The organism is Ruegeria sp. BH6, assembly GCF_056538105.1.
On sequence record NZ_JBQFSR010000003.1, the window covers coordinates 185,917 to 206,242 of the forward strand.

Annotated in this window: 21 protein-coding genes and 1 tRNA gene; 11 read left to right on the forward strand and 11 right to left on the reverse strand. The window is 56.5% G+C overall.

Translation table 11 applies throughout. The annotated features are described in order from the left end of the window. Positions 1-49: 49 nt before the first annotated feature. The 6 genes from ACR0B8_RS08885 to ACR0B8_RS08910 all read right to left on the reverse strand — a co-directional run bounded on the left by ACR0B8_RS08885 (position 50) and on the right by ACR0B8_RS08910 (position 7,621). The gene (locus tag ACR0B8_RS08885) at positions 50-1,168 is read right to left on the reverse strand and encodes an ABC transporter permease (protein ID WP_170397480.1); all 1,119 of its coding nucleotides are present in this window, start codon (positions 1,166-1,168) and stop codon (positions 50-52) included. Beyond that, positions 1,169-3,865 (reverse strand): ribosome-associated ATPase/putative transporter RbbA, encoded by a 2,697-nt coding sequence (gene rbbA, locus ACR0B8_RS08890; RefSeq protein WP_480658364.1) that lies wholly within the window; start codon positions 3,863-3,865, stop codon positions 1,169-1,171. It abuts the gene before it with no gap. Then, positions 3,862-4,821: an HlyD family secretion protein gene (locus tag ACR0B8_RS08895; RefSeq protein ID WP_254437429.1), complete on the reverse strand. Its 960-nt coding sequence runs from the start codon at positions 4,819-4,821 to the stop codon at positions 3,862-3,864. The genes rbbA and ACR0B8_RS08895 overlap by 4 nt, the downstream gene beginning before the upstream one ends. A 383-nt stretch (positions 4,822-5,204) precedes the next feature. Further along, on the reverse strand, positions 5,205-5,582 hold the full coding sequence (locus ACR0B8_RS08900; protein ID WP_170359687.1) for a nuclear transport factor 2 family protein: 378 nt from the start codon (positions 5,580-5,582) through the stop codon (positions 5,205-5,207). 457 nt (positions 5,583-6,039) lie between these two features. Then, positions 6,040-6,825: a formate/nitrite transporter family protein gene (locus tag ACR0B8_RS08905; protein WP_170359689.1), complete on the reverse strand. Its 786-nt coding sequence runs from the start codon at positions 6,823-6,825 to the stop codon at positions 6,040-6,042. Between the two features lie 349 nt (positions 6,826-7,174). After that, entirely contained in the window at positions 7,175-7,621 is a 447-nt protein-coding gene (locus ACR0B8_RS08910) for a universal stress protein (RefSeq protein WP_170359691.1), read from the reverse strand. A gap of 375 nt (positions 7,622-7,996) precedes the next feature. Here ACR0B8_RS08910 and ACR0B8_RS08915 point away from each other — a divergent pair, with 375 nt between their 5' ends. From ACR0B8_RS08915 to ACR0B8_RS08925, 3 genes are all read left to right on the forward strand, one after another. Continuing rightward, positions 7,997-8,377, forward strand: coding sequence for a hypothetical protein (locus ACR0B8_RS08915; RefSeq protein ID WP_170350271.1), 381 nt, complete (start codon positions 7,997-7,999; stop codon positions 8,375-8,377). A gap of 134 nt (positions 8,378-8,511) precedes the next feature. Then, a complete protein-coding gene (locus ACR0B8_RS08920) occupies positions 8,512-9,036 on the forward strand; it encodes a flavodoxin domain-containing protein (protein WP_170359693.1) in 525 nt (174 codons plus the stop codon). Positions 9,037-9,399: 363 nt separating this feature from the next. Continuing rightward, complete coding sequence (locus ACR0B8_RS08925) at positions 9,400-9,639, forward strand: HNH endonuclease (protein WP_226688972.1); 240 nt, start codon at positions 9,400-9,402, stop codon at positions 9,637-9,639. 301 nt (positions 9,640-9,940) lie between these two features. Here the strand turns inward: ACR0B8_RS08925 and ACR0B8_RS08930 are convergent. Together ACR0B8_RS08930 and ACR0B8_RS08935 are read right to left on the reverse strand one after the other, a co-directional pair. Next, positions 9,941-10,016, reverse strand: a tRNA-Ala gene (locus ACR0B8_RS08930). A gap of 141 nt (positions 10,017-10,157) precedes the next feature. Beyond that, entirely contained in the window at positions 10,158-10,484 is a 327-nt protein-coding gene (locus tag ACR0B8_RS08935) for a TIGR02300 family protein (RefSeq protein ID WP_170350278.1), read from the reverse strand. A gap of 100 nt (positions 10,485-10,584) precedes the next feature. Between ACR0B8_RS08935 and ACR0B8_RS08940 the strand changes: the two genes are divergently transcribed. The 3 genes from ACR0B8_RS08940 to ACR0B8_RS08950 all read left to right on the forward strand — a co-directional run bounded on the left by ACR0B8_RS08940 (position 10,585) and on the right by ACR0B8_RS08950 (position 13,197). Then, a complete protein-coding gene (locus ACR0B8_RS08940; RefSeq protein ID WP_480658359.1) occupies positions 10,585-11,280 on the forward strand; it encodes a M48 family metallopeptidase in 696 nt (231 codons plus the stop codon). A gap of 30 nt (positions 11,281-11,310) precedes the next feature. Beyond that, the gene (locus ACR0B8_RS08945; RefSeq protein ID WP_170350280.1) at positions 11,311-11,958 is read left to right on the forward strand and encodes a GntR family transcriptional regulator; all 648 of its coding nucleotides are present in this window, start codon (positions 11,311-11,313) and stop codon (positions 11,956-11,958) included. A 111-nt stretch (positions 11,959-12,069) separates the two neighbouring features. Continuing rightward, the gene (locus ACR0B8_RS08950) at positions 12,070-13,197 is read left to right on the forward strand and encodes a lytic murein transglycosylase (protein WP_226688893.1); all 1,128 of its coding nucleotides are present in this window, start codon (positions 12,070-12,072) and stop codon (positions 13,195-13,197) included. 4 nt (positions 13,198-13,201) lie between these two features. Here the strand turns inward: ACR0B8_RS08950 and ACR0B8_RS08955 are convergent, their stop codons facing one another. After that, positions 13,202-14,164: an acetyl-CoA carboxylase carboxyltransferase subunit alpha gene (locus tag ACR0B8_RS08955; protein ID WP_170350282.1), complete on the reverse strand. Its 963-nt coding sequence runs from the start codon at positions 14,162-14,164 to the stop codon at positions 13,202-13,204. A 121-nt stretch (positions 14,165-14,285) separates the two neighbouring features. On the opposite strand from ACR0B8_RS08955, the gene ACR0B8_RS08960 reads away from it, so the two are divergent. Further along, positions 14,286-15,119, forward strand: a complete 834-nt coding sequence (locus tag ACR0B8_RS08960; RefSeq protein WP_226688894.1) for an AraC family transcriptional regulator — start codon at positions 14,286-14,288, stop codon at positions 15,117-15,119. A 1-nt stretch (position 15,120) separates the two neighbouring features. Here the strand turns inward: ACR0B8_RS08960 and ACR0B8_RS08965 are convergent, their stop codons facing one another. Beyond that, positions 15,121-15,717 carry a LysE family translocator gene (locus ACR0B8_RS08965; protein ID WP_170359903.1) on the reverse strand — a complete coding sequence of 199 codons (597 nt, stop codon included), beginning with the start codon at positions 15,715-15,717 and terminating at the stop codon, positions 15,121-15,123. A 73-nt stretch (positions 15,718-15,790) separates the two neighbouring features. Between ACR0B8_RS08965 and ACR0B8_RS08970 the strand changes: the two genes are divergently transcribed. Continuing rightward, a complete protein-coding gene (locus ACR0B8_RS08970; protein ID WP_170350285.1) occupies positions 15,791-16,243 on the forward strand; it encodes an Lrp/AsnC family transcriptional regulator in 453 nt (150 codons plus the stop codon). A 117-nt stretch (positions 16,244-16,360) separates the two neighbouring features. Then, positions 16,361-16,939 carry a PA14 domain-containing protein gene (locus ACR0B8_RS08975; RefSeq protein WP_170359905.1) on the forward strand — a complete coding sequence of 193 codons (579 nt, stop codon included), beginning with the start codon at positions 16,361-16,363 and terminating at the stop codon, positions 16,937-16,939. A 36-nt stretch (positions 16,940-16,975) separates the two neighbouring features. Here ACR0B8_RS08975 and ACR0B8_RS08980 read toward each other — a convergent pair whose 3' ends face one another. Next, the gene (locus ACR0B8_RS08980; protein ID WP_170359907.1) at positions 16,976-17,935 is read right to left on the reverse strand and encodes an L-malyl-CoA/beta-methylmalyl-CoA lyase; all 960 of its coding nucleotides are present in this window, start codon (positions 17,933-17,935) and stop codon (positions 16,976-16,978) included. A gap of 295 nt (positions 17,936-18,230) precedes the next feature. Between ACR0B8_RS08980 and dgcN the strand changes: the two genes are divergently transcribed. Next, positions 18,231-19,232, forward strand: a complete 1,002-nt coding sequence (dgcN, locus tag ACR0B8_RS08985; protein WP_170550753.1) for an N-acetyltransferase DgcN — start codon at positions 18,231-18,233, stop codon at positions 19,230-19,232. Positions 19,233-19,295: 63 nt separating this feature from the next. Further along, entirely contained in the window at positions 19,296-20,261 is a 966-nt protein-coding gene (gene dgcA, locus ACR0B8_RS08990) for an N-acetyl-D-Glu racemase DgcA (protein ID WP_170359911.1), read from the forward strand. Positions 20,262-20,326: the final 65 nt, after the last annotated feature.

Here is a 20,326-nt window from a genome sequence, read left to right on the forward strand (position 1 = left end):
GGCGCATTACCGGTCATACGTCCAGGCCAAGGGGTAAACTGATCTGACTCTATTGCGCCACCGAGCGTCTGAAAAGCATCAGGCTTGACGCCAGAAGGATTGCGCCGAGTAACGCCATCCATAAGAACTCTGGCCAGACCGTCTCAAACCTCGCCCCCTTGAAGATGATGGATTGGCTGGCGGACATGTAATGGCGGGACGGAAGGATCGATGTTCCGACCTGAAGCCAGTCGGGCTGCCCCTCGATCGGTGTCTCACCTCCCGACAGCATCAGCATCGGAAGGACTGTCAGCATTACCAAAAGTGCGAATTGCGCCATTGAGCGTGCAATCGTTGCAAGAAATACCCCAAGTGCGGTTGCTGTGAAAAGAAACAGCGCGGTGCCAAAAAGAAACAACACCTTCGACCCCGCGATGTTGATCCCCAGGAAACCTTGCATAACAAAGGTCAGCGATAAGGCGGCCGCGACAAGAACCACCGCTGCGTTTGCCCAAATCTTGGCCATCGCAATGTCAAACGGGGTAAGCGGCATCGCAAGCAGATGTTCGATTGTACCATGTTCACGCTCGCGGATCATCGCGGCACCGGTGAGGATCGTGGTCAGCCACATGATCTGGCCGATGAGCGCCACGATGCCAGCAAAACGAACAGTATCACGGTTGGGATTGAACGCACTGCGCATGATGATATCGACGGGCAATGACTCAGCCAGGTCCGCACCAATGGCAAAGCGACGGATCTCGGCGCTTAGGATATTGACGATATAGTTTGCGCCAATCCCGGCCTGTTCCATCGCCGTCGCATCAATCAAAACCTGAATTTCCGGCGTGCGCCCGGCGCGAACATCTTTCTCGAACCCTGGTGGCACCGCGACCACAAACAGGAAATGCCCGGCATCCATCTTTTCGGCTCCGGTACCCGGTGCGATCTGGACAACGGGTTGAAACTCCGGAGGGAAGAATGCCGTGGCAAGAGACCGTGAAAGGGGCGAGCCATCCTCATCGGCAAATGCAATGGAGGCATTGTTGACCGAGTTCGAAACCCCCGTCGCCTCCATCACGGGTGCCAGCGTGAATGACCAGACCAGCAGCGCCATCATCACCCAATCACGCCGAAGGCTCATCATTTCTTTCAAGCCAAGCCAGAAGATGCAGGACAACCGTTGCATTTATTTCTCCTGCGCTCGAAGTAAAAGGGCAGCGATCAACGTTAGCACCGGTCCGAAACAGGCCAGGGCCAGAAGATCAGGGGCAAGCGCATCCCAGCCCAGCCCTTTGGTGAAGGCACCGACATTCAGGTGCAGGAAATAGGATGACGGCCAGAGCGATCCGATTGTTTGCGCACCGCCTTCAAGCGTTGAAACCGGTTGTAACAACCCGGAGAACTGAATCGTAGGTACGACCGAGGCGATCGCGGTGGCGAAGGTAGCGGCCACCTGGCTTGAAGTCATGGTCGCAATGAGTAGCCCATAGGATGTTGTAGCCCAGACATACAGCAACGCGCCGATTGCCAGAGGAACCGGGTTGCCTTTGAGCGGTACATCAAAAACCAAGACCGTCATTCCAGCCAAGAGCAGGAAATTGGCGAACGCGATTGCGATATAAGGGATTTGCTTGCCAACCAGAAACTCAAGCCGCGTCGTTGGCGTTGCATAGAAATTGGTGATTGTTCCCAACTCTTTTTCACGTGCGACGCTAACCGCCATCAGAACTGCCGGTAACATTATCAAAAGGATCGCAGGCATGGCCGGGGCCATTGCGGCAATACTCTCGAAACTCTGATTGTACCTGAAGCGTGGCTCGATACGGGCGATCTCGACCGGATGCACACCGTTTTGGCGGGCCATTGCCGCCAAAAAGGTATTGTGGAGCCCCGCCACATAGCCTTCTACAGTCTCGCCTTTGAACGGAATTGCGCCGTCCACAATTGCAAGCACGTCCGTTGCTTCAACAGAGCGGATCTTGCGCCCAAAGTCAGGTGGGAGTTCGACAACCAGCGAGGCATCTCCTCGGGCCAGCCGTTCATGGCCCTCATCGATACTCGTCAGTGGCTGCGTTGGGTTGAAGTAGCGCGATCCTGAAATCTCTGCAATGTAGGCGCGGCTTTCTGGCCCCTGTGACAAATCCAGTACCGCGAAATCCAGTTCTTCGATGTCCAGCGTAATCCCGTAGCAAAAGACCAGCATCAGGATCACCGAGCCCAGGAACGCAAACGCCAAACGCACGCGGTCGCGCAAAATCTCGATGGTTTCACGCTTCGTGTATGCCAGTGTGCGCCTGATACCCCCGCCAGCGCTGTCATCAAGGGCATGAACCGATGCCTCAGGAGCTTTTACCGGTGCCGGAGGGTCAGCTGCCTTCAATACCGTGACAAATGCTTCTTCCAGACTGTCTACCTGTGCCCCGGCGATCAACTCATCCGGTGTTCCCTCAGCCAGAACACGGCCCGCGTGCATGAACGACACCCGATCACAGCGCTCTGCTTCGGCCATGAAATGGGTCGAGACGAAAATCGTCACTTCTTCATCTCTCGAAAGCTCAATCAGCAACGCCCAAAACGAGTCGCGCGCCTCAGGATCCACCCCTGAAGTTGGTTCATCCAGGATCAGTACGCGAGGTCGGTGGATCACAGCGACCGCCAGGGAGAGACGTTGCTTGATGCCAAGTGGCAGCGCCGTGGCCAGCATGTCCATATGTGCAATCAGGCCAAAGCGTTCCGCCAGTTCATCGATACGCCTATCGCGGTCCGTGATCGCAAAGATGCGGGCATGTAGCTGGAGGTTCTGCCGAACGGTCAACTCGCCATAAAGCGAGAATGCCTGACTCATATAGCCAATCTCGCGACGCATCCTCAGGTCGCGTGCATCAACCGGTCTTCCGAACAGTAGCGCCTCACCGTCACTTGCGGGCAGAAGACCTGTCAGCATTTTCATGGTGGTCGACTTGCCGCAGCCGTTCGACCCGAGGAAGCCGAAAATCTCACCACGTTTGATCGAGAATTCGACGTTATTGACTGCCGTGAAATCGCCAAAGCGCCGCGTCAATCCGCGTGCCGTGATCACTGGGTCTGCCTCAAGGTGATGTGTGGGCGCTTTCCTTGGTGCGATCAGGGGATCTCCGTGCGCCTGCAACCGCCGGTAGGACGTTTCAAGATCGCTGGCTTCCCCCTTCAATTCTGCCGGAGAACCATGGAAAAGCACGCGCCCGGCATCCATCGCGACGATAAAGTCGAATTGTTCGGCTTCTTCCATATAAGCTGTCGAAACCAGTATGGAGAGGTCGGGTGAAGCCTCTCGGACCGCGTCGATCAGCGCCCAGAACTGACGCCGCGACAGTGGGTCGATGCCGGTGGTCGGCTCATCCAGAACCAAAAGCTTAGGGTCATGGATCAGTGCACAACACAGCCCGAGCTTTTGCTTCATGCCGCCCGAGAGTTTTCCCATCAGCCGATCAGAGAATGGCGCAAGCCCGGTTGCCGATAGCAATGCTGCGATCCGGATGTCACGCTCCTGCTGCCCCTGTCCGAACAAACGCGAAAAGAACTCAAGGTTCTCGCGCACCGACAATTCTGCATAGAGGTTCCGGCCCAACCCCTGCGGCATAAATGCGATCGCAGGGCAGATTTTGTGACGATGGGCACGGTCGTCGATTGGGCCTCCGAGAACATTGATTGTGCCGGATTGAAGCTTCTTCGCGCCGGTGATCAATCCCAAAAGCGTTGATTTGCCAACCCCGTCAGGCCCGATCAACCCAATAAGCTGACCAACCGGCAGATCAAGCGACAGGTTATCGAGTGCAATGCGCTGGCGGTACTTATGCGTGACACCACTGACGCAGAAATCAGATGTGCCCGCCTGGGAACTCATTCGAACAGTTCGGGTGGAATCCGCCTTTCCAGATATTCCGGCCATACACTGTCAGAAGAAAGCCTGATCACAGCGATACCGCGAAGGCCGGTTTTCACATGTTCGATCCGTTCTGTGATCAGATCCTCAGGAATGCGAACTCGAACGCGAAAGACCAACTGTTCACGCTCGCTCAATGTTTCTACCTGCTTCGGAGTGAACTGGGCTTCGGGGGATACAAAAGTGACGGTTGCAGGAACGGCAAAATCCGGCAAGGCATCAAGTACGATGCGCGCCTCAGCCCCGATGGGCAGCAACCCCGCTTCGCGTGCGGGCAGGTACACGTCCATATAGACGTTCTCTAAGCTGAGAAGCGTAAGGATCGGCTCACCCGCGCCAACAACTTCACCGGGCTCAGCCAGTCTGTAAAGAATGCGCCCCGGCATAGGGGCAACAAGCGAAGCATCCTCGATCTGGGCGACGATCCGGCGCACTTCGGCTTCGGCAGCCGCGATCTGGCTGTCCGAGGTTGCAACCCGGGCCTTGGCGGCACCCAGAACGGCGTCGGCAACCTGAAATGCGGTTTCGCGATCTTCAAAGACTGTCATCGAAATGTTTTGACCGGCCAACAGTGCCTTTGCCCGTTCCAGTTCCTGCGCCGCGCGACGCTGTTGGCTTTCTCGTTGGACAACAACAGCCTCGGCTTCGGCCTTGGCTTGACGCGCCAATGCTACTTCGGCTTTGGCGCGATCAAGCGCTGCAGACAGTTCATCGGTGTCCATCTCGACCAACAGTTCACCCACAACAACCAAGTTGCCTTCTGCCGCCAAAACCTGTGCAACCCGCCCTGCGAAAGTGGGGGCAATTTCCACTTGTTCGGCCTCTATCCGTCCATTGCCCTGTACAAATCCAACTGGCAATTCACTGCTGTCTTCTGAAACGAATATGTACAACGCCGCACCTGCGAGAAGGAGCATTACGACGATCAGTATTGCGCGCACATTCTTTTTCATGATCTGGCGTACCGCGGTTAAAGCTACTAGGTGACGTTATCTCAAACCCCGCAAAACGCTTTGTTTTGGATCAAACATAGCCCTTTAGAGGGTTGTTCAGGCCAAACTCGGGTAGAAAACCGGCGCAGCAGTCTGATTGTTAACCCGCATCAATGGCTCAATGCGGATTTCACGGCGTGACTTTAGATTTCGGTTGCGCCGAACTGACGGAATTGTTGCGCATGGGCAAGCATCACGCGGTCGAAACAAATGCCCAATTGTCCATCCATCGTGTCAAAGCACTTACAAGTCACACTTCCAGTGTGCGGATGAAATCAACACTGCGTCAGTATTGCGGGTTGCCGCTGCTACTTCGGCAACATGAAGAACTCTTCCAGTACAATCTTTCCGTCTGCTACTGAATAAACTGCAATCTCACTCAAAGTGATACGTTGCCCAGTTTCCTTCTGCTTTACTTCAGCCTTATATCGCACACTGAAGCGGTTTGGGGGATGAACATAGGGGCCATCGACGTCAAATTCGATGATTTCATGAGCTGCCAGCCAATCCTCTCTTTTCCCTTTGATAGCATCACGGCCTTTTGTGATGCGAAACTGTCGAACCGGAGGCACAACCGCTTCTATGGATTGAGCGTTCTCGGCATACATTTCATCAACATTTGCAAGGCCCCTGCGATCACGCATCGCCTGAACAAATGTTCTTCCAATCTCGACTAATTCTTCCATGATAGCCCTCATTTTAGGCATCAACTGTATCACATCTTGCCTTTTCCTATCTTGACGAGGATCAATGAATTTAGATGTTGGCGAAGAATGCAGCACGGGAATGAGAGGGCAACTAGTGCAGTGACAAAGAACGGCCCAATTCCCGGCGCCGTCATCAGCCAATGCGCCATCTCCTTGCCTCGTGGTCGGTGAGTCACCTCCGCATCCAACTCTCATATCTGACTGATCAACCGGCTCGCATCCCAATCAGCGGACTTAGGCAAGCCTGTGCCGCTTCACCTTGTGTTGCACCATCATGCGACAACCGATATCGACCACTAAGACAACCATGCTCCCGGCATCTAGACTATTGAGTGCAGGAAAATCTTGTTCTGGGCTGCACTATTAGACAACGCCTTCAAAACCATCTGAAACCGTTCGTTTTGCTCTGGCAGGCGCTGTGATCGAAGAAGTGGGTCTACCCTTTAGTAGCGCCAAGATAAGCAAACCAGTAGGCCAAGGCGACTCCTCCCGCCCCGCCGACAATATTGCCCAGAGTAACCCACAATAGATTGGTCGCCGCTGAGAAAACCGGCACAGTTGCCCCCGCCGCCCAACCCTGCGGGAAGAAAAACATGTTCGCAATCGAATGCTCGAGTCCCAGCAACACAAAAGCAGTGACGGGCCACAAAACGGCCAGAACCTTGCCGGCGACGCTGCGGGCGGCAAAGGACAGCCAAACAGCAAGGCATACCAACCCGTTGCACAGTGCGCCACGGGCGAAGGCCTCCATCGGTTCCAACCCCGCTTTGGCATCGGCTATCACCACGGCGGTATTGCCCATCGGCCCCTCGAGCAGGCCGGTCAGAGAGAAGGCCAATGCAAGCCCGAGGGCGCCCACGAAGTTTCCGGCGTAGACGATGCCCCAGCATCGAAACAGCAGTCGCAGTGGTATCTTGCGGTCGACCGCTGCGATCACCATCAAAACATTGCCGGTGAATAATTCTGCACCACCTGTGATCACCAGGATAAGGCCCAGGGAAAACACCGCGCCACCCAGAACGCGGATCGGCCCCGCAGCGCTGTCTGCGCCAGTAACCGCCATCGTATAGGCCGCTGCGCCAAACCCTATGAATGCCCCGGCCAGCATCGCAAGAACGAACATGGGTGCCATTGGCAACTTTGCCTTTGTGACCCCAGCAGTCTCAACTAACGCCGCAATTTCAGAGGGTTTATGAGCGTCGAACAGGGACGGGGTGTTCATGTCGGGCTCCAAAGTTACCACGGATCTACGTATCAGGGATTGTACAGTCTATCTTCTGACCTTGAACCAATGCACAAATAAGAAGGGGAAGTTCATCTGTTCCGCCACAGTTCGGGTAGCTTCGCCTAACACAGTTTGGTCGCCGGTCATCGCCACAGGCACCCATGACCTCGGTTTCAGCATCCGTTTTCGTGTCACCGTCATGAAGCAGTGGATGTCAGACTCCGTTTTCACGGCCGGGAGTTCAGCGTCACGGGGTAGCCATCGAAACTTAATTCTGCCACGAGATTTCAATGCAAAGCTTATTGATCGTCATCGTTTTTGTGCCGATTGGGACCAAGTTTGAAATTTAGGCAACGGTCAAAACCGCACAAGTGGCATTCCGACTGATGCCTTGAGAGGTGCTCCCTTGAATCAGGCTACCAATGCTTCCCAATCCGCGGCGGCCCGTCACAATCAGGTCAGCATTGCATTGCTCGGCGCATGCTATGATCTCGTCGACCGGATCACCGCGTTGGGTATGCGTTTGCGAAACCGTCTGATTGTATTCTTTGGCAATCTCTTTGCCCGCGGAAATGATCTTGTCTGCTGCCTGTTGAACCTCTTCGTCTGATGGCATTGTCGTGACGGCGTGATAGCCAGCAACAGCGCCCATTGCGAAAGCCACGGTTTGCGGCTGAGGTGTATGGACAAGGTGAATTTGGGAGCCATATTTGCTTGAGATATCACAGGCAACGCGTAGAGCTGCTTCTGACGCCTCTGATCCATCCAAGCCAACCACAATTATTTTGAACATGTCGCACTCCCTCCTTTGTGAGGGGTCAGTATGGGTGAACTTGCAGCAACTAGCATTGACTCAAATCAACACTTTTCGCTGCAAATTCGAGCGTAGCCGTCCGTCCATTTCCAGAAGATTCACGGTAACCGAACAAATTTAATGACCGTTGGAGCTGCAAGCTAGTCGCGCCAAAGGGGCGACAGCGTATTTTTACTGCAAAAAGCCTCCCGCAGGCACTGCTTTGTTCAAAGGGTGTCAATTTGGGCCCAATGATAAAGATCAAGAGTATTGGCGAGAAAAATTGCTATTATGGACGTGCTTTTCAGTCCCTTTGGCGAAGTTGGCAGCTTTCCTACGACACGAAATTCAATCTAATTCCTGAGGATAACGACTATGCAGCCCTCTCCGCCTTGGATTCGCCCAGCTGCAATAGCCGCGGCATTCTTCGGTCTCCTGACAATATTCTCCGGCGGAACGGCCCTGTTTGGGGGTGCCGCCGCTAAAGCAGCAGTTGGAGATGCAGTTCCACTCGTGCTTTGGTTCAATTTTCTGGCTGGATTTGTCTATTTGCTTGGTGCAATCGCGCTCTTTAAATCAACAACCTGGGCAACTCGAATTGCCTGGGTGATAGGCTTATCAACATTACTTGTGTTCGCTGTTCTGATATTAGTGGCACTGTTTGGAACGCCGTTTGAATGGCGAACCGTCGGTGCAATGACCATACGCACTGGATTTTGGCTGGCGATAGCTGTCGCGCTTTCCAGAACCGCATGAGCCGACCAAACGACGCCGCACCCGCGTCCAAAAAAACTTGGCAAGACAGTCACTTTTGATTGAGATCAAGGGCTGAAGCGAACGGTTTCGGCATAGTTGGCGCGCTTTTCGGACAGATTCACGGGAGGATCGAAATGACAGTGCTGATTGCTTACGGCACCGTTGAAGGTCAGACTGCCAAGATTGCTCGTTTTATCAACGATGTCACAAGAAAAGCCGGCTACGATACAATACTGATCAACACCGGAGACCAGATACGACACGTGTCCCTGGCAGGTGTGGACAGGGTCATTCTTGCGGCTCCTGTCCATGAACGCCGGCACCCCAAGCTATTCGAAGCGTTTGTTGAAACGCATAGAGACGCGCTTGCGTCCCGGAAGTCGCTAGTGCTTTCGGTCAGCCTAAAGGCGGCTTTTGCAAGAGGCCAGGAAGACGCCTGGGACTATCTTACCGAAATGCTGATGCGTACGCATTTTGAACCTGACCTAACGGCTTTGGTTGCGGGCGCTGTGCAGCCTGACAACTATGGGTATTTTGAAGAAGAGATCGTTCAGCATGTTGTCTTAAAGGATCAAAAGATCGATCCAAGGGACGGTGCTCGGGAGTTCACCGATTGGGACGCTTTAAGGGAAACCGTGGTAACATTCTTGGACAATTGATCCATCCCGTGGCTTAACTGCTGCCTTTCTTCAGTTGTCTTACCTGTAAATGTCGCCGCCACATTGCACCTACGCCAGTTTTAACAGGCGTTCGAATTCACTGAATTCCATTCGCGTGCCGCCACCAGCCAGGCTATAAGATGCACGATATGACACTGAACAAGATGGCTATGATTGGGGCCTGAAATATTAAATTAGTGATGCGTGTCATTGGATCTAACTTCTTCGACTATCGTGTCTTGTGGTTATTCTCGAACCAGCCCTTCGAGAAACCGCAGTGCATGCTCACCTCGTCCGCTCCTCAATGATCGGTTTGAGCATTTGGAGAAAGACTTCTTCCTCGCGTACCCAGATATTCCAACGGTGGATGGAATACGCACCTTCACTCATGAGCAGCGCCTAGCAATCTTCCGCCGAGATCAAGGGAGGTGCCAGCTTCGCGTCAAGTGCAACGGCGAGAGACTAGGATGGGATGATTGGCATGCAGATCATGTATTGCCCTATTCAAAAGGTGGCACGACAGCCGTATCAAATGGCCAAGTTGCCTGCATTGCTTGTAACACCAGCAAAGGGAACGCAGGGGAAAGTCTAACCGCGTCGTAGCGGTGAGTATCGAGCCGGTTCTCGTATTGGGTTCCTGCCTCCTGTGCGTCTCTTACATGTATAATGTGGTAAAAAGCATGACCTAACAGTCAAAAAGTCCAGATACCCCGCGCTTGGTGTGCGTGGGGTATAAACAAAACTGCACGGTGTCTGGGTGAGGCCGGGGGGTGGGGTGCGATATTCCGACTCGGATGGTGATGGGTTGGCACCGGCAAAAGCCTGGTGAAGCGACTAAATTTTAGGGTTAGATTAGGGGCAGTGACGGCGTTGCCGCAATTTATCCAGCAAAATCAAAGGATTTTGGTGGAGCCTAGGGGAGTCGAACCCCTGACCTCTTGCATGCCATGCAAGCGCTCTCCCAACTGAGCTAAGGCCCCATCAAGGTACTGCCGAAGCAGTGGACGGACGTTTATGAGACGGTGACGGCGAGCGCAAGACCAAAAATGGAATTTGCCAAAAAGTTTCCGACCCGCGTCCGGGGTGGGCATGAGGCGACGCAGGGCCGCCTCTGACCGGTTTTAGTTTTCGTCTTCCGATGACATGTCGGTGATATCGTCCAACGAGACGTTATCGTTGTCGTCGTCATCATCGTCCAGCAGATCGTCGTCCAGTTCGACGTCGACATTGTCGTCATCATCCAGAACGATATCTTCATCCGACGCGTTCTCACGCGCTTTGGCCGAGGCCGCATCTTCCGCATCTGCGGCGATCATCCGGCTTTTGCCGGTCTCAAGCTCCACGATCTCGCCGGTATAGGGGCTGACGATCGGGTCCTTGTTCAGGTCATAAAACCGCTTACCGGTTGTCGGGCAAACGCGCTTTACGCCCCATTCTTCCTTGGGCATGTGAAATCCCCTTGATATCAGGTGAGTCGTATCAACGATTCAGGTCACGTGCCACATGCAGCGGGCACTGTCAAAGCCTTTGCGCAGGAGAAACAGGTATATGGGAGATCACGCACTGCCCGGGACGCCACCGGTGCCACTGACGTTGCGTAAATCGGCGCGAGCGCGGCGGATCAGTTTGCGGATTTCCCAATTGGATGGCCGGGTTACGCTGACCTATCCACAAGGCGTGCCAGAAGCCGAAGCCTTGAGTTTTGCGCGCACCAAAGAAGAGTGGATACGTCAGCACCTGCTGGACCGTCCTGACCCTGCGGTGGTTCAGTTCGGGCAAACCATCCCGATCGAAGGCACAGAGCGGCGAATCGTGCCTGCCAGCGGGCGGCGCGTTCTGTTACAGGGCGATGAGGTTGCAGTACCCGAGGGTGCCGAGGCACGGCGTCTGGCGCGATTTCTCAAGGAATTGGCGCGTGATCGCCTGACCGGCGCCTGCGATGATTACGCGGCGATGCTGGGACGGTCCTATTCCAACCTGACCATGCGCGATACACGGTCGCGTTGGGGGTCGTGCAGTTCCGCTGGCGGTCTGATGTTTTCCTGGCGATTGATCCTCGCGCCGCCTGAGATCCTGCATTATGTCGCCGCACATGAGGTGGCGCATCTGGTAGAGATGAACCATTCGGCTGATTTTTGGGCGCAGGTCGAGCGGATTTTCGGCGATTACCGCGATCAGCGGCGTTGGCTGCGCGACAACGGGGCGCAACTGCATCAATACAGATTTGATGCGTCCGCGAGTTGACCCTGGGCTCATTTGTGATCACATGGGGGTATGTTGTCAGCGCGTCCCACTGAATCCCATACTGCCACCCATGATCGGGTCTATCGTGTTCTTCGCGCACGCATTATGCACGGTGAAATGGCACCCGGGCAGGCGCTGACCCTACGCGGGATCGGTAAGGAATTTGGCGTCTCGATGACCCCCGCGCGCGAGGCCGTGCGCCGCTTGGCAGCCGAGGGAGCGCTGTTTCTATCCACATCGGGCCGGGTTTCGACGCCTGAGCTGACTAATGACCGGATCGAAGAGTTGGCTGCGCTTCGTGCGCTGCTTGAGGTTGAACTTGCCAGCCGCGCCCTGCCGCGTGCACATATGGCGCTGATTGACCGGCTGCAAAGCATCAACATGAACGTGGCCGAGATGGTCACTAAACGTGATGCCGTTGGCTATATTCGCTCAAACCTAGAATTTCACCGCACTCTGTATCTGCGGGCGCAGGCTCCGGCAATGCTCGCGATTGCAGAAACAGTCTGGCTGCAACTTGGTCCCACCATGCGTGCGCTGTACGGCCGACTGCGGCGGACCGACCCGCCGCATAACCACAAACTGATCATCGCCGCTTTGCAGGCCGGTGACGAGCCTGGATTGCGCTTGGCCGTCCGCTCGGACGTGACCCAGGGCCTGAGGTTGCTGGTCAGCTGAGCGGCTTGTTGCCGAAGCCCAGAATTTGCATCTGATTGGCATCGTCGTTCTGGTTTGGGGATAGGGTCTGGGCTAGTCTGGACCAAATCACAACAAGAGCAGTTTTCAGTTATGATCAATCGACGGATATTTTCTTTGGGGATCGGGTCAGCCCTGTTGTCGGCCTGTTCCACAGGCACCCCCACCAGCACCCCGGCATCCCGGATGCGGCCTGTGCCCAACGCCGGGTGGGATGCGTGGGTTGCCGGTTTCAAGGGCCGCGCGGCGTCGCGGGGGATATCGCAGACAACCCTAAACCTGGCTTTTCAGGGGGCGGGGTACCTGCCCGATGTGATCGAGCGGGACCGCAATCAGGTCGAGTTCAAACGTTCGCTCGAGGACTATTTGGCCATCGCGGCCTCAGATGAGCGGATCGCAACCGGCAAGCAGATGCTGGTGCGCCATGCAGGCACCCTGTCGCAGATCGAGGCGAAATATGGCGTCGACAAAGAAGTGATCGTGGCCGTCTGGGGCTTGGAAAGCCGCTACGGCGCGCGGCGCGGGGATGTGCCGGTGGTGTCAGCAGTGTCGACTTTGGCTTATGACGGGCGGCGCGGTGCGTTCTTTGAAAAGCAACTGATCGCAGCTTTGCGGATCATTCAAGAGGGCGACACAAGCCCGGCCAACATGACCGGCAGCTGGGCCGGAGCAATGGGACACACGCAGTTCATTCCGACATCCTATCTGGCCTATGCGGTGGATTTCACCGGCGACGGACGGCGGGATATCTGGTCCGAGGATCCCACGGATTCGCTGGCCTCGACCGCGGCCTATCTGGCGCGCGCGGGCTGGGTACGCGGGCAGCCCTGGGGCGGTGAGGCTGGCACTGTATCCGGCACGCCGGTTACAGTTTTGCAGCCGCAGACACCTGGCCCCCGCATTGCGGTGTTCCGCAATTTTCAGGTCATCAAGCGCTATAACAACTCGGACAGCTACGCGATTGGCGTCGGACATTTGTCTGACCGGATTGCAGGCGGTGCGCCGTTTCAGGCCTCATTCGGGCCGGACGCAACGGGTTTGACGCTGGAAGATCGCAAGGAGCTCCAGCGCCGACTGACATCGGCCGGCTATGATACTGAGGGCGCGGACGGGGTGATCGGCAACAACACAAAATCCGCCATCAACGCCTATCAGCGCGCCAGCGGCATGCCGGTTACCGGAGAGCCTTCGGTTGCGTTGCTGCGTAGTCTGGGAGGCTGACGGTTTACGCCGCCAGCCCTTTCGATCCGATATCAAGGAATTTCTGCCGGCGGTCTTGAATCAGGGCCGCCGCGTCTTTGCCGTCCAGTTCTTTCAGCATCAGGGTGATAGCATCCCGAACGGATTCGACGGTGGCAGGACGGTCGCGATGGGCACCGCCTTTGGGTTCCTGAATGATAAGATCGCAGACGCCCAGCTTGTGCAGGTCCTGCGCGGTCAGGCGCAGCGCCTCGGCGGCCTCGCGCATCTTTTCGGCATCTTTCCACAGGATCGAGGCGCAGCCTTCCGGCGAGATCACCGAATAGACCGAATGTTCCAGCATCGCGACGCGGTTCGCCGTCGCAAAGGCCACAGCCCCGCCGGACCCGCCTTCGCCGATGATCACCGACACCAGCGGCACGCCGATCTTCAGGCACATCTCGGTCGACCGGGCAATGGCCTCGGACTGACCGCGTTCCTCGGCCCCTTTGCCGGGATAGGCGCCTGCCGTGTCGATCAGAGTGATAACGGGCAGGCCAAAGCGACCGGCCATTTCCATCAGGCGCACGGCCTTGCGATACCCTTCGGGGCGGGCCATGCCGAAATTCCGTTCGATCCTCGATTTGGTGTCCGAACCCTTTTCATGACCAATCACCATCACCGGCTGATCGTTGAATCGGGCCAGACCACCGATAACTGCCAGATCGTCGGCAAAGTTGCGATCGCCCGCCAGCGGGGTGAACTCGGTAAACAGCGCCTCGACATAGTCCTTGCAATGCGGGCGGTCCGGATGGCGCGCCACCTGGCATTTTCGCCAGGGGGTTAGATCGCCATAAAGCTCTTCCAGAAGCTTTGCGGCCTTGGCGTCCAGCGCGGCGGCTTCTTCGGCCACGTCCATCTCTTCGTTGGCGCGGGCCAGCGCACGCAATTCCTCGGCCTTGCCTTCAATCTCGGCCAGCGGTTTTTCGAAATCCAGATACTGGGTCATGACGCCTCTCAACGCGGAAGTTCTTTGCTATATGACCTGAGGTTGCGCGGGATGCAACTCAGCAAGATTTGTGGATGCGGAATATGCGACCACGGATAAGCAAAGAGAAGGAAGGTTGCCGATGGCAAACAGCTACGAAGATCGCATTCTGCGCGTCTTGACTTACATCCACGATCACCCCGCCGGGGATCTGTCGTTGGATGCCTTGTCTGATGTGGCTGCGATGTCCCGGTTTCACTGGCATCGTGTGTTTCACGCGATTACCGGCGAAACCTGCGCGCAAGCTGTCCGCCGGATCCGGTTGCACCGTGCCGCGTGTTGGCTGGTGCAAACCGACCGCTCCGTGGCAGAGATCGCGTCGGCGGTGGGTTATCCTAATCTGAATTCCTTTGTGCGGGCCTTTTCGCAGGCCTACAGCGCCAGCCCGGCGGCCTTTAGAAAATCCGGGCGTTGGCTGGTGCTTAATCGCAAATTGAGAATCGGAGAATATCCAATGCATCCCGTTACAACCCGTACAGAACCCGCCCGCCGCGTAATCGCCTTGGCTCATAAAGGGGATTACGCAGAGATCGGCAATAAGTTTGAGGCATTTGGTGCCTTGTGTGAATCCCGCAACCTGTGGTCTCAACTTGGTCCAGTCATCGGCGTCTATCTGGACAGCCCCGATGATGTGTCACAAGACCAACTGCGCAGCTATGCAGGCGCCGAATTCAAAGGTGGTGACACACCTGAGGGTATGGAAGACGTGCAGATTCCAGGCGGCAAAACAGCTATTCTGACCTACAAGGGCCCATACTCCGGTTTGCACGCGGCGTATCACACGCTGTTCGGGAACTGGCTGCCCGAGTCAGGCGAGGAACCCGCGGACCAGCCGTGCTACGAGATCTACCTGAACGATCCGCGCAACACCGCACCCGAAGAGCTGCTGACCGAAATTTGCCTACCGCTGAAATAGGTCAGTTTGGCCACAGGACCGGGTAGAGCGAGGCGACCAGCAGCATCGCCATGGTCCAGTTGAAAACCACCAACCGGCGCGGGTTTGTCAAAATCCGCGCCATCTGCTGCCCCAGCACCGTCCAGGTGCTGACCGACGGCAGGTTCACCGCTCCGAATATCAGCGCCACGATGATGATGGCTTGCATCGTGTGATCTGGCGTGTAGGCCGTAGTAGCCGTCAGGGCCATGGCCCAGGCCTTTGGATTGACCCATTGAAAGGCGGCAGCTTGCAGAAAGGTCATTGGATCACCCTCGGCCATCTTGCCATTGGCCGGGGCCGCATGCGCGATCTTCCACGCCAGATACAGTAGATAGACGACCGAGACGAGTTTCAGCACCGTGTAGCTGACCGGGTATCGGTCAAATACCTGCACCAAACCGGCACCGACCAGCAGGACCATGACAGTAAACCCCAACCCGATCCCCAACATATGCGGGATGGTTCGGCGAAACCCGAAATTGGCCCCCGAGGCCATCAGCATCAGGTTGTTCGGCCCAGGCGTGATGGACGAGACAAAAGCAAAGGCGATCAGGGCCAGAAGGACGTCATAGGTCATGGCGGGGATAATCACTGACAAAACAGCAAATGAAATTGCGTTTTTGTGCGTGTTTGGGGTAATTACACAATTAATGGCGAAGATTGATCACATAAATCAACAAATATTGCGCGCGCTGACAGGTGACGGCCGTATCAGCAACCTGGAACTGGCGGACCGCGTTGGCCTGTCGCCCTCGGCCTGCTTGCGTCGCGTGCAAGAACTTGAGCGCGCTGGCGTGATCACCGGCTACCGCGCGGTATTAAGCCCGAAAGAACTGGGCGTAGGGTTCGTGGGTTACATCGGCGTTGGATTGGGAGAGCATACCAAAGCCGCGCAGGAAGGTTTTGAACGGGCCGTGCAGCATGCGCCCGAAGTGATTGAATGCCACAATATCACCGGCACCATCGAATACTTGCTGCGTGTGGAATGCGCTGATCTTGCCGAGTACAAAACCTTTCACACAGAGGTGCTGGGAACCCTGCCGCATGTGACGTCGATCACCTCCTACGTGGTGATGGATTCACCCAAGGATTTGCGCGCCTGACAGGGAAATTGTGAATTTTAACTGTCTTGCGGGGAAAATCCTCTCATCCTAGTGTCACAGCAATGGGAAAACCAAAATGGGGACAAACCCCTCTTATGCCGTCACAGGGAGACGATCATGAAACTTATCAAAGCCGGTGCGCTTGCCGCAGCTATGGCATTGATTGCCGGAGCGGTAGCGTCAGCGCCGCTTAAGCTGCAACCCGCAAACCCACAACCCAGCCCGCAGGCCGGGTTGAATGTGAAATACTATGGTACAGGCAATCAACACAAGAAGATCCGAGATCTGAGCCAGGCAAAAAGCCTGCTGTCTCAAGCGCAACCCGGAACACCGTTGCGGGGGTTGGATTACAGGGACACCAGCAAGGGTGAGGACGTCATGACATTCGACGGCGCTTACAACGTTGCTGCCGAAGTTACTGGGTATATGCGGTTCGACTCGCCGGGGATTTACGAGTTGGAAACGTGGTCAAATGACGGGATTGAGGCTTCGGTTGGTGGTCAACAGATTGGCCGCGTAACCGGTATTCAAGGCTGTGAAGCCAATCAACGTACCGAAGTAGAAGTGCCCCAAGCGGGCTGGTATCCGTTGAAGATCATCTATTTTCAAAAATTGGGATCCTCTTGCCTGATGATGAAATCGGGCAAACAAGGCGAAAAACTCACCTGGGTACCCAACGACATCTTCGGGCGGTAACAAGAAGGCGCCCCGCGGGGCGCCTTTTTTTGGCCATTAGCCAGCGGCGATCAGTTCCGCTTGCGCCACAATCACTTCGGCCTGTTTGATCGACGCGATATCGACCAGACGCCCTTTGTAGACGGTCGCGCCTTCGCCATTGGCCTTGGCCTGTTCCATTGCCGCCAGGATTTCGCGCGCTTCCGAAACAGCCTCGTCCGAGGGGGTAAAAACCTCGTTGGCCAGTGCGATCTGCTTGGGATGGATCGCCCATTTGCCGACCATACCCAGCGTGGCTGAGCGTTTGGCCTGTGCGATGTATCCCTCATCATCCGAGAAGTCACCAAACGGCCCGTCCACCGGCAGCACGCCATGGGTTCGGCAAGCGGCGACGATGGCCGCTTGTGCCCAATGCCAAGGATCGGACCAGTGCTTTTCGCCTTCGCGCAGCATGTAATAGTTTTCCTGCGTTCCGCCGATGCCGGTGGTCTGCATGCCCATCGAGGCCGCGAAATCCGCCGCACCCAGGCTCATCGCCTGCATTCGTGGTGACGAGGCAGCGATTTCCTCGACATGGGCAATACCTGCGGCAGATTCGATGATCACTTCGAAGGATACCGGCTTGGTGCGGCCCTTGGCGCGTTCGATGGCGGTAACCAGCGCGTCCACGGCATAGACATCTTCGGCGCAGCCGACCTTGGGGATCATGATCTGGTCCAGACGGTCGCCAGCCTGTTCCAGCAGATCCACAACGTCGCGATACCAATAGGGTGTGTCCAGTCCGTTAATGCGCACGGACATGTACTTGTTGCCCCAATCCACGGTGTTCAGTGCCTCGATCACATTGGCGCGGGCCGCGTCCTTGTCCGACGGCGCCACCGAGTCCTCAAGATCAAGGTTGATCACGTCTGCCGCTGACGCGGCCATTTTTGGAAACAGCTTGGTGTTCGATCCAGGCCCGAACAGCTGGCAACGGTTGGGGCGGGCGGGGGCGGCGGGTTGAAGGCGAAAGCTCATCTGGACCTCGTGCGAGAAATGAAATTACAATTTTCCTGCTCATTGAGGTATTAAATTGCGTGCTTATGCGCAAGCATCTTTATGCAGGTGCGGCATTGCGTTCGCAGCATTTGCCGTGGAAAGCGATCAAACTGGTGATTAAAGTTTAATCACTGTGAAAACTTGAAAGAAAATTTCAATGTATGAAGAGTTCGCGCGAAAATTTCCCACCAATGGCAACTATGCCAGGCGAAAACGCAAAGCACTCGTCAGGCGCGTCCCATAGGCTGCGCCGGAATCAAAGGAGTGAACCGCAATGATCGAGACACCGTACCTGCTGTTTTTGGGCGATGCGCCCGACCAATTGGCGGCCAAAGTCGCAGTCGGCATCAAAGACTGGCGCCCGGAAAACGCTGTGGGCCAATATCGGATGGACGGCTGCAAGGCCGATCTGGGCCTGACGGACATGACCCTGACCGAAGCAAAAGAGGCGGGCGCTAAGACTCTGGTCATCGGTGTGGCCAACCGTGGCGGCGTGATCAGCCAGGAATGGAAAAAGGTTCTGGTGATGGCGCTGGAGGAAGGCTTTGATCTGGCGTCTGGCCTGCACAACCTGCTGCGCGACGAGCCCGATCTGGTTGCCGTTGCCGAGGCCACGGGCCGCAAGCTGCACGATGTGCGCGTTCCCGAGGTCGAGTACCCGATCGCAAACGGCATCAAACGCAAGGGCAAGCGGTGTCTGGCAGTTGGCACGGATTGCTCGGTCGGCAAGATGTACACGGCGATGGCAATGGATGCCGAAATGCGCAAGCGTGGCATGAAATCCACCTTCCGTGCCACCGGCCAGACCGGTATTCTGATCACCGGTGACGGTGTGCCGCTGGACGCCGTGATCGCTGACTTCATGGCCGGATCGGTCGAATGGCTGACACCCGACAATGACGACGACCACTGGGACTTGATCGAAGGGCAGGGATCGCTGTTCCACGTGTCCTACTCCGGTGTGACCATGGCGCTAATCCACGGCGGCCAGCCGGACGCACTGATCCTGAGCCACGAACCCACCCGTGAGCATATGCGCGGTTTGCCGACCTATACTTTGCCGACGCTTGAAAACCTGCGCGACACCGCGCTGGCACTTGCCAAGGTTGCAAACCCTGATTGTCAGGTCGTGGGTGTCTCGGTCAACACACAGCACATGAGTGAAGAGGACGCCATCGCCTATCTGGCGAAGGTCGAGGCCGATCTGGGTCTGCCCGCCACTGATCCGTTCCGCTTTGGTCCGGGCAAACTGGTCGACGCGCTGGCCGCGTTGTGATCAATAGACCCCGCCAGAGGACTCTCTGGCGGGGAAATCTTGAATGAATAAAGGAGTGGGCGCGTGCAGATTGACGTCTCTCGTGATGTATTCCGGTTGGCTCAGGTCTTTACGATCTCGCGCGGGTCTAGGACCGAAGCGAATGTGCTGACTGTACGTGTATCGGATGGCGCGCATCAGGGGTGGGGCGAATGTGTGCCCTACGCTCGGTATAATGAGACGCTGGAGTCGGTCGAGGCCGAAATTGCCGGTTTGCCCCGGATGTTTGATCGAGCGCAGTTGATGGATCTGTTGCCCGCTGGTGCCGCCCGCAATGCGGTAGACTGTGCGCTGTGGGATCTTGAGGCGAAGCGCGCCGGAAAACGTGCATGGGAACTGGCCGGACTGCCCGCGCCCGGCCCAGAGATCACCGCCTACACCTTGTCGCTGGACACGCCGGAAAAGATGCAGGCACAGGCGGCTGAGAACGCGTATCGTCCGCTGTTGAAGATCAAGCTGGGCACGCCAGACGACATGCCTCGTCTGGAAGCCGTACGCGCAGGTGCCCCTGACGCCAAGATCATCGTCGACGCCAATGAGGGCTGGTCGGCCGAAGTCTATGCCGATCTGGCACCGCATCTGGTGCGGCTGGGAGTTGCGCTGGTCGAACAGCCTCTGCCAGCCGGGGAAGATGACGCCCTGATCGGGATGGATCGCCCGGTGCCGGTGTGTGCCGATGAATCGTGCCATGACCGCAGTAGCCTGCCCGCGATGAAGGGCAAGTATGACGTAGTAAACATCAAGCTCGACAAGACTGGCGGTTTGACCGAGGCGCTGGCCCTGCGTGAACAGGCGCTGGCCGAGGGTTACAAAGTTATGGTCGGATGCATGGTCGGCAGTTCGCTGGCTATGGCGCCCGCGACACTGCTGGCGCAGGGTGCGATGGTAACAGACCTTGACGGCCCGCTTCTGTTGGCCGAAGACCGCGACAACCCGCTAAATTTTGATGATGCCGGAGTGCATCCGCCTTTGGCGGCGCTCTGGGGGTGACGAACGCCCGGAAAATGATCCGGTGGATCATTTTCAGTAAGGAACGGGCGAAGCCCTGAGACGAA